Origin of the sequence: Streptococcus oralis (assembly GCF_019334565.1) — a bacterium.
Classification (GTDB): domain Bacteria; phylum Bacillota; class Bacilli; order Lactobacillales; family Streptococcaceae; genus Streptococcus; species Streptococcus oralis_CR.
The window spans coordinates 487,363-503,175 of record NZ_CP079724.1 but is presented as its reverse complement, the minus strand read 5'-3'; the positions used below and the strand labels follow the sequence as shown (position 1 = coordinate 503,175).

General features: G+C 42.9%; 12 protein-coding genes. All 12 read right to left on the bottom strand.

The window, feature by feature from the left end:
- Positions 1 to 6: 6 nt before the first annotated feature.
- On the bottom strand, positions 7 to 459 hold the full coding sequence (locus KX728_RS02640) for a NanQ anomerase/TabA/YiaL family protein (protein WP_000575429.1): 453 nt from the start codon (positions 457 to 459) through the stop codon (positions 7 to 9).
- 445 nt (positions 460 to 904) lie between these two features.
- A complete protein-coding gene (locus tag KX728_RS02635) occupies positions 905 to 1,744 on the bottom strand; it encodes a carbohydrate ABC transporter permease (protein WP_215804891.1) in 840 nt (279 codons plus the stop codon).
- A 15-nt stretch (positions 1,745 to 1,759) separates the two neighbouring features.
- Positions 1,760 to 2,626, bottom strand: a complete 867-nt coding sequence (locus KX728_RS02630) for a carbohydrate ABC transporter permease (protein ID WP_002874780.1) — start codon at positions 2,624 to 2,626, stop codon at positions 1,760 to 1,762.
- 221 nt (positions 2,627 to 2,847) lie between these two features.
- Entirely contained in the window at positions 2,848 to 4,176 is a 1,329-nt protein-coding gene (locus tag KX728_RS02625) for an extracellular solute-binding protein (protein WP_215804892.1), read from the bottom strand.
- Between the two features lie 113 nt (positions 4,177 to 4,289).
- Positions 4,290 to 4,988 (bottom strand): N-acetylmannosamine-6-phosphate 2-epimerase, encoded by a 699-nt coding sequence (locus KX728_RS02620; protein WP_215804893.1) that lies wholly within the window; start codon positions 4,986 to 4,988, stop codon positions 4,290 to 4,292.
- A gap of 233 nt (positions 4,989 to 5,221) precedes the next feature.
- Entirely contained in the window at positions 5,222 to 8,503 is a 3,282-nt protein-coding gene (locus KX728_RS02615) for an SIALI-17 repeat-containing surface protein (RefSeq protein ID WP_215804894.1), read from the bottom strand.
- A 333-nt stretch (positions 8,504 to 8,836) separates the two neighbouring features.
- On the bottom strand, positions 8,837 to 9,820 hold the full coding sequence (locus tag KX728_RS02610) for an acetylxylan esterase (protein WP_215804972.1): 984 nt from the start codon (positions 9,818 to 9,820) through the stop codon (positions 8,837 to 8,839).
- A gap of 317 nt (positions 9,821 to 10,137) precedes the next feature.
- On the bottom strand, positions 10,138 to 12,153 hold the full coding sequence (gene recG / locus KX728_RS02605) for an ATP-dependent DNA helicase RecG (RefSeq protein ID WP_215804895.1): 2,016 nt from the start codon (positions 12,151 to 12,153) through the stop codon (positions 10,138 to 10,140).
- 18 nt (positions 12,154 to 12,171) lie between these two features.
- Complete coding sequence (alr, locus tag KX728_RS02600) at positions 12,172 to 13,275, bottom strand: alanine racemase (RefSeq protein ID WP_215804896.1); 1,104 nt, start codon at positions 13,273 to 13,275, stop codon at positions 12,172 to 12,174.
- Complete coding sequence (gene acpS / locus KX728_RS02595; RefSeq protein WP_215804973.1) at positions 13,265 to 13,627, bottom strand: holo-ACP synthase; 363 nt, start codon at positions 13,625 to 13,627, stop codon at positions 13,265 to 13,267. The genes alr and acpS overlap by 11 nt, the downstream gene beginning before the upstream one ends.
- A 44-nt stretch (positions 13,628 to 13,671) precedes the next feature.
- Complete coding sequence (locus KX728_RS02590) at positions 13,672 to 14,703, bottom strand: 3-deoxy-7-phosphoheptulonate synthase (RefSeq protein WP_000864028.1); 1,032 nt, start codon at positions 14,701 to 14,703, stop codon at positions 13,672 to 13,674.
- Position 14,704: 1 nt separating this feature from the next.
- The gene (locus KX728_RS02585; protein WP_215804897.1) at positions 14,705 to 15,736 is read right to left on the bottom strand and encodes a 3-deoxy-7-phosphoheptulonate synthase; all 1,032 of its coding nucleotides are present in this window, start codon (positions 15,734 to 15,736) and stop codon (positions 14,705 to 14,707) included.
- Between the last annotated feature and the right edge of the window lie 77 nt (positions 15,737 to 15,813).

Sequence of the window (15,813 nt, the reverse complement as noted above, 5' to 3'; positions counted from 1 at the left end):
ATTCTTTTAATCAATCAAAATTTTAAAGAGATATTTGCGAACCTTCTCTTCCATACCTGCATAGCCATTTGGCTGATGCGGTTCTCCTGGGAAGAAAATCGCAAAATTGTGATAGCCCAACAAGAGTGGGTATTTTTCATGACAATGGACAAAACCAATGTCACTCGCTTCGTCGAATGCTACCGCTTCGTCTTTGATACGTGAACCGTAGCTCGAATATTCATGTCCTTCTACCAGCAAATGCAAGTCTGCATAGTTCTTATGGTGCTCAAATTGATCATTTTCAGCTTGATTGAGGACATTTTCCTGCACAACTAGAAAGACCTTGTCCCCGTCAATCTCATACTTACCGAGTTCGAAAGAATCCTTACGGTGCTGATAGAGATAGTCGATAGCCTTATCTAGATTGGGATGGATCCCCTTGTAAAAGGCTATGTTTTTCAAATCGTCAAAAATCATACTGTTTCCTTCGTTTCTGATAGTTACTAGTTTTCAGTTCCGAATTATCCTTCCTCTATTTCCCTGTAATAGTGCGGACGGAAGCAAATTCCTTCGGAATTTCATTCCTAATTTTTGAGCCTTTTGCTCTTTCATCGTCAGTCTCAAAAATTCCGTCTAAGATAAGCGTTAATTGCTTATCTTAGATACCACTAAAGCGGGAAATAGTTACCCTAAAACGAACCTACTCTATCTAGTATCATGAAAAGAGTTCATTCTTAAGTTTATAAGTGTCTGACAAAACTTCACGAAGCAACTGCATACTCTCCATTTTGTAGACACTTATAACTCTGTATTCTCTTATACTCAATGAAAATCGAAGAACAAACTAGAAAGCTATCCGCAGGCAATACTTAAGTATGGCAAGGTGATGCTGATGTAGTTTAAACTCGATTTTCGCAGAGCATTATCCTTTGACCGCTCCCATAGTGATCCCTTGAGTGAAGGATTTTTGGAAGACAAGGAAGACGGTTACGATTGGCACGGCTGCAAGAGCTGCACCTGCCATGATCAAACCATAGTTGGTTGCCATTTCAGCCTGCATGGTCGCAACCCCGAGTGAGATGGTCAAGTTTTGACGTGAAGTCAACATAACCAACTGCATAAAGTAGTCGTTCCAAGTATTGATGAAGGTAAAGATTGCAAGGGCTGCAAATCCTGGTTTCACAATAGGGAAGGCTACGCTCCAGAAGGTACGAATCTCACCACAACCGTCGATTTTAGCTGATTCAAGCAATTCTGTTGGGATATTTTCACTGAATTGTTTCATAAGGAAGACCCCAAATGGCCATCCAATCAAAGGCAAGATAACTGCCCAAAGAGTATCGTGAATTCCCATGAAGTTGACGATACGTACCAATGGTACAAGGACAACTTGTTTTGGAAGAGCCATGGCAGCGATAAAGACTGCAAATAGGATGCGTTGACCATAGAAACGTTTCTTAGCCAAGACATAACCTGCTAGAGAAGAGGTTGCACACACTAGGAACATGGTTACCAGTGAGATAAATACAGAGTTCCACATCCACTGTATAGCAGGGTTTTGTACCATGAGTTGTTGGAAGTTTTCCATGGTTGGCATTTTAGGGAACCACTGTGGCGGAATCATAATGGTATCAGGCTGTGATTTGAAGGCCCCTGTCAAGATCCAGTAGAATGGAAAGATGAACAGCACGGTCAACAAGAGCAAGATAATCGTTGAAATAACAGTGAAAGCTGTTAAGGGTTTCTTTTGTGTAGGTTGCATAACTGTCTCCTTTCTTTAGTATTCTACGTCGTTTCCGAGGATCTTGAATTGAGCAAAGCTGACAATGGCAATCATCACTGCCAAGAAGACACCGATGGTATTTGCATAGCCGTATTCTGTCAATTGGAAGGCTTTTTCGTAAAGGTAGTACATCAAGGTACTTGTTGAGTAGTTTGGACCACCAGAAGTCAACAACTGAATCAAAGCGAAACATTGGAATGAGTTGATAGTCGTAATAATCGCGATGTAAAGAGTTGTTGGAAGAAGGCTAGGCCATTTGATCTTCCAGAAGACTTGAAACTCAGTCGCACCGTCTACACGCGCTGCTTCAACAAGTGAGTTGTCAATATTCCCCATGGCAGCGATATAAAGGATAATCGGTTGACCAACAGATGTTGTCAAAAGGATAATCATAATCGCTAGCAAAGCCCAGTTTTTGTCACCCAGCCAAGAAATGTTTTGGCTGATGATGTGGCTTGACTTAAGGACAAAGTTTAGAATCCCTGATAGGGGGTCATAGATCCATTTCCATACAACCGTTACGGCAACACTACCTGTAACTACAGGAAGGAAGAATACGAAACGATAGAAAGAACGGGCAATGGCATTTTGATGATAGGTTTGAGATGCTACAAAGAGCGAGAAGAGAACCACAATCGGAACAGATCCAATAACCAGGATAACGGTATTGATCAAAGACTTCATAAAGACAGGGTCTTTAAACATGCGAATGTAGTTGTCAAAGCCTACAAACTCAAATTTAGTCATGGAGTAGTTAAAGAAACTTGTAATGAATCCCATAATCATAGGAGCCAAGACAAAGATGACAAAGAAGAATAACACTGGTGCTAGGAAAGCGTAGGAAATCACTGTTTCCCGCATCCGAATTTTATTGACTTTCACAGTCGGCACCTCTCTTTCAAATAGAATAGTTTTTGATTTTCTTGAACTGTTTTAAAACCAAAATGAAATTTTTTAAGATTCGCTTATGTAAGAACTTCATTTTAATTTCGTGACAGTTCCTACCATTTCAAACAAAAGTCCCCCTTTTCTTACACCATAGTGCACAGGGAAAAGGGGGGGGAATCAATCTGACTTAGTGCTTATTGTTTTGTAGCTTTTTTGATTGTTTCGTTAGCTTTTTCAGTGAAGGCTTTCAAAGCATCCGCTGGTTTTTCGTCACCATTTGATACAGATTGCAACATTGGGAACCAAAGTGTTCTCATTTCAGCAAATCCATCGATAGTGTTGTAGTATGGTGAGTAGTATTTAGTCCAGCCACTGATTGTTTCCATACGTTTGTCTTCATAAAGTTTGCCAAATGAAGTACGAACTGGGAAGGCACCTGTACGAACTACATCTTTAGGACCCCATTCTTTGTCATCTGCGATGAATTGAACGAATTTCTTAGCAGCTGCGATTTTCTTATCGTCTTTGTTGTTAAATACTGCAAATCCGTTTACAAGGTATTCAAGAGATGGTTTACCAGAGTCTGATGGGAATGGTACTTCTACCACATCTACCTTACTTGCTTCCAAGAGTTTCGCTTGGATACCGTTTTGAGCTGGTGCCCAAAGGATTGTGTATGAAGTTTGACCGTTGGCAAAGTTTTGGATGTCTGCTCCACCGTCAAATTGTGAACCGTTGTTCAACAAACCGTCTTTAATCCAGCTAGCCGCTTTTTCAAGACCTTTGACGAATTTAGGATCGTCTGTTGTATATTTGGTTACGTCTTTGTCTGTTACAGAACCGCCATAAAGGTTTGCGATGAAGGCACGTGTTCCTTGGTCTCCCCCTTGACCAGCACTGAACAATGAACCTGGTGTATAGCCTTTATCTTTAAGCGCTTTCAAAACTTTTTCAAAGTCATCAGTTGTCCAACCTTCTTTTACAAGGTTTGCAACTCCAGCATCTTCCAACATTTTCTTGTTCATAGCCATGTAGAATGGAGCTGAACTGATTGGATACATGTAAGCTTTGTCTCCAGCCTTACTTGCTTGTACGATGTTTTCGTTGTTGACATCTTTGACGAATTCGTCTGTGAAGAGGTCGTTCAACTCAGCCAATTTACCATTTTTACCATATTGGATGATACGTCCTGGTGCGTCAAAGAGTACGTCTGGCGCTGTTCCTGCTTCGATGGCTGTTGTGATCTTTTCAGGACCTGACTTGAAGTCGATGGTTTCCAATTTCACTTTTACATCTGGATTTGCTTTTTCAAAAGCTTCGATGATTGATTTTTCATAAGTTCCAACACCGTCACCAGTTTTTTCTTGTGTGAAGACTGGGAATGCCCACCAAGTGATTTCTGTTTTCCCGCTATCGCTACTAGAGCTTCCAGCATCTTTACTTCCACCAGAGTTACCACAAGCCGCAAGGCCAAGAATCGCAGCACCCGCAAGTACTGTACAAGCTAGTTTTCTAAATTTCATTTGTATTCTCCTAATTGATAAGCGTATCCATATTGGATAATGAGTTCTTTATATTTGTATACGTTTTCATTTTATCCGACGCATCAACCACTCTCCTCTGTTTTGAGATTGTGTTATTTAAGACCGGCAACAAAGCGTTCCGTAATCTCTTTTGGTCTAGTAATAGCCCCACCAACAACGATACCTCGCACCCCATATTCAAGGATTTGTTTGGCTTGTTCTGGTGTATGAATCTTCCCTTCAGCGATGACATCCACACCTGCTTCACACAGTTTTTTGATCAGTTCAAAGTCTGGACCATCTACTTTGGGACTATAAGAGGTGTAACCTGATAGCGTTGTTCCAACAAAATCAATTCCTGCTTCAACTGCTGCTATACCCTCTTCAAACGTGCTAGTATCAGCCATTAAGAGTTGATGCGGATATTTTTCTTTGACTTGTCGGATAAAGTCCTGAATTTCCAAACCGTCGTAACGTTCACGTTTGGTACAATCCAGAGCAATGACCTCGATGTCTAGTTCAGCCAATTCATCAACTTCTTTCATAGTAGCTGTAATGAATGGCTCCTGTGGCGGATAGTCACGTTTGATAATCCCGATAATCGGGAGTTTCGTAACCTCCTTGATCTCCTTGATATCACGAACACTGTTTGCTCGGATACCGACTACTCCACCTTGCTCAGCCGCTTTGACTAGCAAGGGAATGACTCCTCCCGCTTCTGTATAAAGCGGTTCGTGAGGAAGTGCCTGGCAAGAGACAATGATTCCATCTTTGATTTGTTCAATCAAGGCTTCTTTGCTGATCTGTGGCATCCTCTTTCCTCCCTTTCTTGTTCTTATGGGCTTATTATATATCATTTGTTAAGCGCTTTCAATAGCTTGTAGTAGAATAGATTTCAGTTTCAAAACTATTTTATAGAACAGACTATCCTGAAAGTAGTTTCAGACTTCTTATGATTTCGAATCAACCTAAATTTAATAAAGAAAGATAGCAGGCTGAAAAACCTGCTACCTCTTCTGAGACCTACTCAAATAGCTCTTGCTTATTATTCTTTTCTCTTCTTGCCAAATGCAAACAAGGATAAAAGAACACCTGCAAGACCAAGGGAAATCAGTGAGTTTGTTTCCTTACTTCCCGTATTCGGAAGTTCATCTTGTTTAGCTGCTGGTGCTTGATAGGTCACATCTTGGCCTAGAGACAGTTTGTTGTCTGCAGCTGCTAATACTAGATTGGTGTCTCCCTTGTACTCTGGCACTTCAAGAACTGCTGCCTCAGCGCCATTAACACCACCCTTATACTCTGGAAGGTCATTTGAAGCTGCCAAGACAAAGTTAGCACCTCCTCTATATTCAGGAAGCTCGTTTGAGGCTGCTAGAACCGCGTTAACGCCACCTTTAAACTCTGGAAGTTCATGGACTGCTGCCTCAACAGCGTTGACCCCACCTGCAAATTCAGGCTTTTCAACGGTTGGCGCTGCTTCTTCGCCTACTGTTGCCAATGGTCCAGTGTACTCTGGTATCTCTGCCACAGCGGCTTCTTCTGCATTAACACCACCTGTGAACTCTGGAACCTCATGGATAGCAGCTTCACTGCCATTAATACCATCGCTTAGTTTAGAGCCAGCTAAAGAAACTGGTAAATTGTGCATGCTTTCAATTGCACCCTCAGCTAGACCTGTAATTCTTTGACCCATATCCTCTGGATCTATTGTGAATAGGAGAGTTTTTGTATCGTACTGGGTCATAAAGGTTGCTGTCTTGCCATTCGCTAATTGAAGGGTCGGAGCCTTGTTGACCAATACTTCCGAATCGAACTCCATGGCAATGATGCCTGGCCATTTTTGGATAGCATATTTTACTTTTGCTTCTTTAGGAGAAATTCTTTCCTTGGTCAAGAAATCCCAATTGAATTTCTTGAAGGAAAGTGTATATGGAACACCTCCAGGAGCATGGTGCTCATATAAAAGTCCAAATTCATCTGGTCCAATTTGTTGGAGAGAGTTATAAGCATATTCTCCTTCCTGAATCAAATGATGGTGCAACCAAGTTAACTGGCCATCTTCTTCAACACGAGCCACTCGAATATAACCATTTTTACGACCTGGACCGTTCGCATTCGCCAAGAGAATATACTCTTTACCATTTTGAACTGTATGAGTCGCAGCCATTTGAACATAAACGTCTGGCACATCGTAGCGTTCAACGTTATTGTCCCAAGTTAGACCACCATCATGACTGGTTGCAACCTGTAGATCACCTGTCAAACCACGCATAAATAGTTTGAGATCCCCATTGTTCAACTGAACAACAGAAGCCTCTGTATTTTGAGCATAATAATTGTTCATGGTGCTTGAATCAACCACTGTACCATCATAAAGTGTACGATTATCGTTGACACCACCCCCCATATGCCAAGTCTTACCATGGTCGTCTGAGTAGATGATTCGAGATGATTGGGAACCGTTGAGGTGGTTGGTACGGTTAGTTGTATAGACAGGAACTACGATTCGACCTTTATGTGGTCCGGTACGAAGGGTAATCCCCACTCCGGGACCTACTCCTAGGAATTTCATCCAATCGGCTTTGACCATCGGAGTAATATCTTGAGGTGCTGACCAGGTCTTCCCGTCGTCATCACTGTAGGACATCCATAGATAGCTATCCTTGGCAATTCTAAATGGAGAAGTTTTGTTTGTTGTGAAGTAGATATTGCCTAATAGCTGGTCACCCTTGTATAGATCACCCTTGTCGCTGTATGCTGGTTTGACAGGATTTACAACAACGCGGTATTCCGTTGCCTTGCCATCTGGTGTATAGACAGTACCATTTTCTCGAATAGTATAAGCTCCCTGTTCACCTTCTCGGTAGAGGATTTGATAGGTTTTGCCATCGATTTCTTTATAGGCTTCTTCTTTTTGAGAAGACATTCCAAAGATTCCTTTCCCTTCTGGGAACATGTCATATACGGCAAAAATCCGTTTGGTTTCAGGATCTTGAGTCAAGACCATATCGATATTCACTGGTGAACCGATTGATGGGTCAGAAGCTTTTGGATTATCACGTAAGTTGGTAATGGTTACTCGGTCACCCCAAGTTTTACCATTATCTTCACTACGTCTGATGACCATACCGATATCTCCCCAGTCACTTGAATGGAGACGGCGTTCATCTGCACCAGCGATTAAAGTTCCTTTATCTGTCTTGAGCAGAGCTGGAATACGATAACTCTTGATGCCATCTTTGTTTGGTTGGTTATGCATTCCCCCTTCAAAGACATCTTCTTTCTCTGAGATTTTCGCGCCCTCAGGAAGTTTCTTCTCCAAATCACCTCTTTCAAATAATTGACTCCGTGTTTGAACTTCATCTGGGCTTAAAGCACGATCGTAAACGGTTAAGTTTCGGACTTGTAGGTTTGATGCCCAAACTGTTTTATTGCCCCGTTTGGTTGCTCCAAGTTGAGCTTGATTAACATCTGGCATATCTTTGATAAAGTTACCAGATTTTAGACTTGTTCGGGATAAGACACCATTCACATAGAGACGAACTCGACCATGAGGTAACTCTGCTGTCGGTTGTTCGACAGTAAAGGTCACAGAATTCCATTGTCCAGGGCGAACTTTCAAAGGAGCATCTGTATACTTATCATAGAACTGCTCCCCGTTAGCGCCACGCCCTTCAATAAGAGCTGTATTATCAAGGACCGACATAGTAAAGTACTCATTTTCCTTGGTTTCACTGGATACAGAGAAGAGATTGTAAAAGCGTGGAGCTGACGCATCTGGTTTGAACTCCATGTGAACTGTAGCATTTTTTAGTTGCTTTAGTTTGTCTAGTTCACTTGATAAATCAACTCTCTGACCATTTGCCGCATTGGTTTCAACATCTTCTTTTTTAAGGACAGGATTGGCATTTTTTAAATCTCTTGAGTAATAGTCACGAGGAATAGCACCCTGATCCTCTGATTCCTCTTCCTTATTTGCTTCTTCTGCAGGGGTTTCCGTAGAGGATGGGGTTTCTGATTCTGCACTCTCATTTTTTTTCAAATGATCTTGGTCCACCTCAACGCCGTTGTCTTGAGCTGCTGCCAATTTACCAGCCAAATCCTTATCCAAATGAGCAAGATCTCCCGAGGACGCTTCTTTTGGCAATTCTGATAAACCTTGACCAGGTTCGACAGTTTCTGTACTGGCCCCTGCTGCATTGGCTTGCTCTTGAGCTAAGACTGGATTTACTCCAAATACTACTGTACCAATCACTACAGATGCCGCCCCAACTGCAAATTTTCGAATTCCGTATCGCTGTTTCCGATGTAAAGATTTGTAATTCATGTTTGTCCTTTCATTTTTCATAAAATAAAGCGCTTTCTTTTTTCTTTAAAAATTTTTATTGTCTCTCAAGAGACAAGTTTTTACAAGAAAGTAACCAACTCAATGAGAGCTCCCAATCCTCTCCCATTTTCTGCTGAGGAATTCTTTAAGCACCCAGCAGCCTTTTTCCTCCTTTCACAAGTGACTTTTCTTTTATTATACAATAAAGTCTTATATTTATATCTGTGTTCCCACAGAATAGATTTTACTTTTAAGAATATTTTAATATTTTAAATTTTCTGAAAGTACTTTCAGAGTTTTGTGACAAAAAAGAGAGCTACTGCCCTCTCAAAGTTATTTTTTTACATAAGAAAAAGGAATCTCACTTCCACAGAGCCAGTTATAAACCTGGTCATTTACAAAAACATTCATGGCTTCGTGAGCATACTCTGGCATGATGCGATAGGCCTTGTCGCAAGTCAAACGGTTGTATATCGCAAACTGGGTAATGGGATAGCAAACATCGTCATCCAAGCCCGTAATCATCTTGACCTCTCCCTTGATACGATGGGCAAGATTCTTCACATCGATATAGGCTAGAGTCGCCATGATTTCATCCTCTGTTTCATGGAAGGGATCGTGAAACTTGAAATAACGGAAAAGTTCGTCATAGGCTTCACTGGTATTGCCAATCTCAAGCACTCTTCTAAAGTCAGACAAGAAAGGATAGATGGCAACTGTTCGCTGAATCCGAGGATTGAGCGCTGCTGCAACCAAGGCTAAAGCCCCTCCTTGTGAGGCACCATAACTAGAAAGTCTTTTCTCATCCACCTGAGATAGACTAGCAACAATTTCAACTAACTGGTATATATCCAGATAGACATCCTTATAAAAGAGATGCTCCCTACCCTCAACAGCACCACGGATGATATGTCCCTTCACCGTATTTCCTAGCGGAGAGCGCAAGCTATCTTGCGAATAGCCCGACTGGCCTCGAACGTCCATAGAAACAACACCGTAACCAGCCACAGTATAGGCTAGCATGTCAGCCCAGTCCCAGCCACGGCCCATGTACCCATGGAAATGGAAGATTAACGGAACTTTACCCTGACTCTTTGGAAGAACGATGCGTGCATAGACCTTGCCTTCATTGGTTCCTTCAAAGGTTAGCTCATAGCACTTGACTTGGGGAATATGAAAATCTCTTTCCTCCAACTGGTAGGCAGGAAGGACTGAAACTTTTTTGACCTCTTCATCCCAAAAAGCATCAAAGTCTTCTGGCACCTCATCCCGTCCTAGATAGGTCTTGATTTCTTCTAACAAAGCTGGATTTTTCATAGCATGCTCCTTTTGTTTTGTAATCGCTATCATAACTCTAGCATATCTAGGAAAGCAATGCAAGAAAGAATGCTAAATAGAAAGTGATTTTAGATTCTCTTTCCTCAAACCTATTGTCTGAAAGTAGTTTTAAAAATAAAAAGAGCGTTTCCGCTCTCTCTGTATCAATAGGTGCTAGCTCCTTTCTCTAGTTTAACGGTTTGGAATTTCTTTTGGTAGGTTACTTTAATAGTCATGTGAGAGTCCTCGTTTCTTTTTGATGACTCTAGTATAAGACCCAAATCTAAAAGCTAGCTTATAGATTTCTTAGAAAAGGCTTAATCCAGATGTTCTCTCTTTTCTAGGTGGAGAGCAATCATGCGCCATTCTGGATCCTCTTTCCAACCTTCTATCGAACTAATATAGCTGGCAACCTTTCTGGCTTCTTCTAAAATCGGAAAATCTTCGATAATATCAGCCACTTGAAACTCTGGAAGTCCTGACTGTCTGGTTCCAAAAATCTCTCCAGAACCACGCATTTTCAAATCTTCCTCCGCAAGGACAAATCCATTGGTCGTTTCTGTCATGATACGCATGCGATCTTTCCCAGAATCCGTCTTGGGATTAGCCACGAGAACAGCATAGGACTGCTTGTCTCCCCGACCGACACGACCTCTGAGCTGGTGAAGCTGACTGAGACCGAACCGGTCGGCATCCATGATAATCATGACGGTCGCATTGGGAACATTAACCCCAACCTCAATAACCGTCGTCGAAACCAGAATATCCGTTTTTCTCTCTTTGAATTCCTGCATAATCTGGTCTTTTTCGTCACTCTTCATCTTACCATGTAGTAGAGCAACATCTGCCTTTCCTGCAAAATGAGCTGTCAACTCCTCAGATAAGGCAATGGCATTTTTCAGATCCAGAGCTTCAGATTCTTCGATCAGGGGAGAGATGACATAGACTTGCGAACCTTTTTGAATTTCTCCCTCTAACCAAGTCAAGACCTGAGACAGCTGCTCATGCTTAATCCAGCGCGTCACAATCGGCTTCCGCCCTGCTGGCATCTGGTCAATAATGGAAACATCCATATCGCCAAAGGCTGTGATAGCCAGTGTTCGCGGAATGGGCGTCGCTGTCATCATGAGAACGTCAGGATTGTCCCCTTTTTCCCGTAAAATACGCCTTTGGCCCACACCAAAACGATGCTGCTCATCGATGATAATCAAACCAAGACGAGCATAATCAACCCCATCTTGTATCAGAGCATGGGTTCCGATAATCAAATCAGCCTCACCCTTGGCAATGGTCTCTAAAACTTCTCTCTTTTCTGAAGCTTTTAAGGAACCTGTTAAGAGAGCGAGTTTCAAGTCTGGAAAAAGGTTTCGTAAACTCTCAAAGTGTTGCTCTGCTAAGATTTCTGTCGGTACCATGAGAGCAGCCTGGTAGCCAGCCGTCACCGCCGCAAACATAGCCAAGCCAGCAACCACCGTCTTTCCGCTCCCTACATCTCCTTGCAGAAGACGATTCATGTGGTGGTCGGACTTCATGTCGGTCAAAATCTCCTGCAGACTCTTTTCCTGAGCTTGAGTCAGGGCAAAAGGCAGATTTTCTTTAGCAGCTGTCACCTTTTCCTGAGACCAATTCAGAACCAGACCGCTTCCCTGAACTCTATTTTCAGACTTGAGCGTCTGTAGCTGCATCTGAAAATAAAAGAGTTCCTCAAATTTGATACGGCGAAGGGCCTGCTTGTATTCTGCCAAATCCTTTGGAAAATGCATTGCACGAACTGCCTGACAACGGGACATGAGTTTGTATTTATCAAGTAAAGACTGGGGAAGATTTTCCTCTATCAAGAGGTCCAGTCCCTGATCAAAGGCTGTCTTAATGACCTTAACCAGACTGGCCTGACTAATTCCCTGAGCCAGACGATAAACAGGTTGGAGGTCATCTTCCACCTGAGCCAGGACCTTCATCCCAGTCAGACTGGCCTTGGCACGGTCCCATTTCCCAAAGACAGCAAGAGTTGCACCCAACTCTATCTTATCAGCCAGATAGGGCTGGTTAAAGAAGTTCACCGCAAAAACGACTTCTCCCTGCTTGAGACTAAAACGCAGGCGATTGCGCTTGAAACCATAATACTGTACACTGGCAGGTGTCACGACTTGACCAGACAGGACCGCCTTTTCACCATCTTCCAGCTCCAGCACCCGCTTGGTTTTGAAGTCTTCGTAACGGAAAGGAAAGTAGAGCAAGAGGTCTTGCAAGTTTTCAATTCCTAGTTTGGCGTATTTCTCGGCTGACTTTGGTCCCACACCAGGCAAGACATGCAAGGGTTGATGTAGATTCATGCTCCACTCCTTTCTTTTTTAATAATATTCTCTCGGAATGCGATCGCTGAGGAGGCAAACCACCTCATAGTTAATGGTTCCACGGTAGGTCGCTACCTGAGTAGCTGTGATTTCCTTGTCGCCGTTAGAACCAATTAATGTTACTTTTGTTCCTAGTGGGTAAACCTTAGGCAGCCGAATAGTGATTTGGTCCATAGATACTCGTCCGACGATTGGGCAAGCTTGGCCATCTACCAAGACGGAGAAATTTTGCATATCTCGTGTCCAACCATCTGCATAACCGATTGGCACCGTCGCAATGACTTGTTCACTATCCGCCTGATAGGTCGCCCCATAGCCCATGCAAGCTCCAGCTGAAACTGTCTTTACATGAACAAGGGCAGACTCCAAACTCAAGGCTGGAGCCAAGTCATAAGGCAAGTCCAAAACCTCTCCACTTGGGTTAAGACCATACATGGCATCTCCCATACGGACAGCATTGAAAATAGTCTCTGCATGCCAGAGGGTCGTTGCCGAATTGCTGGCATGAACCAGCTCTGGGACTTCCTTCATACTTGCCAAAATAGCTTTAAATCGTTCTAACTGGGTATTAAAATAGTCATCTGATTCTTCATCTGCAGTAGCAAAGTGGGTAAAAATCCCCTCAACACGAGCGCCGTGTTGTTGGACCAAGGCTTGAGCCAGATCAGCTTCACTGGCCTCTCTAAAACCAATCCGTCCCATCCCTGAGTCAATCTTGAGGTGAACAGTCAAGCCAGTTAAATCTGTCTCCCTAGCTAAGAGCGCTTGAATCCACTCCAGTCCAGCCACAGTCAAGGTGATGTCGTATTCTTTAGCTAGAGCAACAGCTTCGATTTCAGAAACTCCTAAGATAAGGATTTTCTTGCTAACTCCAGCCTGACGAAGTTCAATAGCTTCATCAATATTGGAAACACAAAATCCATCAACATCATCTTGAATCGCCATCGCAACGGCAACTGCCCCATGACCATAGGCATTGGCCTTGACCACTGCCCACTTGAGCGTTCCTTCAGGGATATGAGCCTCCATTTGCTGAATATTTTGTCGAATAGCTCCCAGATGAATCAGAGCCTTGGTTGGTCTATGTGGACTAGCTTTCATGATTTTCCTCCAAAATAACACCGGCTGTCACAAACTGATCTGTATGGCTAATAGATAGCCAAATCTTTCCTGAAAATGGTGCCTGACTAAAATAAGGAGCCCCTCGTTCATTGTTCAAAACTTCCAAATCCTGAAAGGTCAGTTTGCCAATACCAGTTCCCATAGCCTTGGAAAAGGCTTCCTTAGCTGACCAGCGGCCTGCCAAGTATTCGATCTGTCTGCGCCCTTTGAGACTGGTAAAATGCTCCATTTCTTTAGGGGTCAGCACGCGCTTGGCAAAGCCCTCACGTCGTGTAACTGCTTTTTCTATCGAAGCCAATTCTTCGATGTCAATTCCGTGTCCAACTATCATACTCATAAAAGGAGCTGAGATTCCCCCAACTCCATCCTTTTCACTTATTTTGTTAAGGTAGTATAAATTTCTTCTACCAAGGCTACTGTATTTTCCCAACCTAGACAAGGGTCAGTTATGGAGCAACCAAAGACCTCTGGTTGGTTTTGACGACCATCTGCTAGGTAAGATTCGATCATAAAGCCTCGAACCGTCTTTTTGATTTTCTCATTCCAGTCACGATTCAGCAAGGCTTGACGAACAATGCGAATTTGTTCCATATACTGCTTGCCAGAATTGTCATGATTGGTATCGATGATAATGAAGGGATTTTCAAGTCCCATAGTCTCATAGCGATTGATGGCATTTAAGAGTGTTTCATAGTAGAAATTGGGTTCATTTTTACCATATTCGTTCATGGCACCACGAAGGATAACGTGGGCCAAGGGATTTCCTGAAGTTTCCACTTCTTGACCATGGTAAAGGAAGGTTTGCTTGTTTTGAGCCGCATAGATGGCATTAAACATGACCCCAAGATTTCCAGATGTTGGATTTTTCATCCCAACCGGAGCATCAATCCCAGAGGCTACAAAGCGGTGTTCTTGGTCTTCCACTGAACGAGCCCCTACAGCATGGTAGCTGACCAGATCATCAACCAAAACGAGATTTGACGGATAAAGCATCTCATCAGCTGTTGTCAATCCAGTTTCGGTAATCACTCGGTAGTGTAGCTGACGAACAGCCTGCAAACCATTGATGAGACTAGGCGCTTCGCTGGTATTTGGTTGATGAATCATTCCCTTATAGCCATCTCCATTGGTACGAGGTTTAGCCGTATAGACACGCATCACGATAAAGATTTTATCCGCAACTTTTTTCTGCAAGTCTGCTAAGCGACGAGCATATTCGAGTACTGCTTCTTCATTGTCTGAAGAGCAAGGCCCCATCACCAAAAGGATTCGGTCGTCCTCACCCGAGATGATGGCTGCCAACTCTCTATCGCGGGCTTCTTTCTTTCGCAAGGCTTCAGGCGATAACTGGGTCGCAGCCTTGATTGCTTCAATATCAATTTCTTGACCTTTTTCGATAAATGCCATCTTACTCTCCTAGCGTTTGGTAGATTTCGCGAACAAGTGCTTCTGTGTTGTCCCATCCTAGACAAGGGTCCGTGATAGACTTACCAAAAACTTCTGGCTCATTTTGACGTCCATCTTCTAGATAGGACTCAATCATAAAACCACGAACATATTTTTTGATTTTCTCATTCCAGTCACGGTTAATCAAGGTCTGACGAACGATACGGATTTGATCCATGTATTGCTTGCCTGAATTGTCATGATTGGTATCGATGATGATAAAGGGATTTTCCAAGCCCATCTTTTCATACTGATCAATGGTATCCATCAAATTGTCATAGTAGTAGTTAGGAATATTTTTCCCATATTCATTCAAGGCACCGCGAAGAATGGCGTGGGACAATGGATTCCCTGTTGTTTCCACCTCTTTACCGAGGAAGAGGAAACTCTGTTTATTTTGCGCTGCATAAATCCCGTTAAACATGACATTGAGATTTCCAGATGTGGGATTTTTAAATCCTGTTGAGAAATCCGCTCCACTCACTACAAAACGATGCTGTTGATCCTCTACAGAACGAGCTCCAACAGCCATATAAGAAATCAAATCATCCACCAGCGGAAGATTTTCAGGATAAAGCATCTCATCCGCTGTTGTCATTCCCGTCTCGGTAATCACGCGGTAGTGGAGCTGGCGAACAGCCTTGATTCCATTAATCAAGCTAGGTGCTTCTGTCGCATTTGGTTGATGAATCAAGCCCTTATAGCCATCCCCATTGGTACGAGGTTTAGCCGTATAGACACGCATGACCATAAAAATACGGTCTTTGACCTCTTCTTGCAAGGCAGACAGGCGCTTAGCATACTCGAGAACCGCCTCTTCGTTATCAGATGAACATGGTCCTATCACCAAGAGAATACGCTGGTCTTCCCCACGAATGATGGCTTCCAATTCCTGATCACGTTGATTTTTTCTCGCAAGAGCCGATCCCTCTAATTTAGACAAGGCGCGAACTTCTTCAATGTTAATTTTAGGACTTTTAGCTTTAAATACCATGATTCATCTCCTTATAAAGCAAACGGACACCAAGCAAAAAATGATTTTTACCAGGTATCCGCCTGTATCTTATCTCA

Bases quoted from the DNA above. Each gene is read 5' to 3' on its own strand.
- KX728_RS02620 (WP_215804893.1), bottom strand. From the start codon at position 4,988: ATGCCACAGATCAGCAAAGAAGCCTTGATTGAACAAATCAAAGATGGA.
- KX728_RS02630 (WP_002874780.1), bottom strand. From the start codon at position 2,626: ATGCGGGAAACAGTGATTTCCTACGCTTTCCTAGCACCAGTGTTATTC.
- KX728_RS02635 (WP_215804891.1), bottom strand. From the start codon at position 1,744: ATGCAACCTACACAAAAGAAACCCTTAACAGCTTTCACTGTTATTTCA.
- KX728_RS02590 (WP_000864028.1), bottom strand. From the start codon at position 14,703: ATGGCATTTATCGAAAAAGGTCAAGAAATTGATATTGAAGCAATCAAG.
- alr (WP_215804896.1), bottom strand. From the start codon at position 13,275: ATGAAAGCTAGTCCACATAGACCAACCAAGGCTCTGATTCATCTGGGA.
- KX728_RS02640 (WP_000575429.1), bottom strand. From the start codon at position 459: ATGATTTTTGACGATTTGAAAAACATAGCCTTTTACAAGGGGATCCAT.
- KX728_RS02610 (WP_215804972.1), bottom strand. From the start codon at position 9,820: ATGAAAAATCCAGCTTTGTTAGAAGAAATCAAGACCTATCTAGGACGG.
- KX728_RS02585 (WP_215804897.1), bottom strand. From the start codon at position 15,736: ATGGTATTTAAAGCTAAAAGTCCTAAAATTAACATTGAAGAAGTTCGC.
- KX728_RS02625 (WP_215804892.1), bottom strand. From the start codon at position 4,176: ATGAAATTTAGAAAACTAGCTTGTACAGTACTTGCGGGTGCTGCGATT.
- acpS (WP_215804973.1), bottom strand. From the start codon at position 13,627: ATGATAGTTGGACACGGAATTGACATCGAAGAATTGGCTTCGATAGAA.
- KX728_RS02615 (WP_215804894.1), bottom strand. From the start codon at position 8,503: ATGAATTACAAATCTTTACATCGGAAACAGCGATACGGAATTCGAAAA.
- recG (WP_215804895.1), bottom strand. From the start codon at position 12,153: ATGAATCTACATCAACCCTTGCATGTCTTGCCTGGTGTGGGACCAAAG.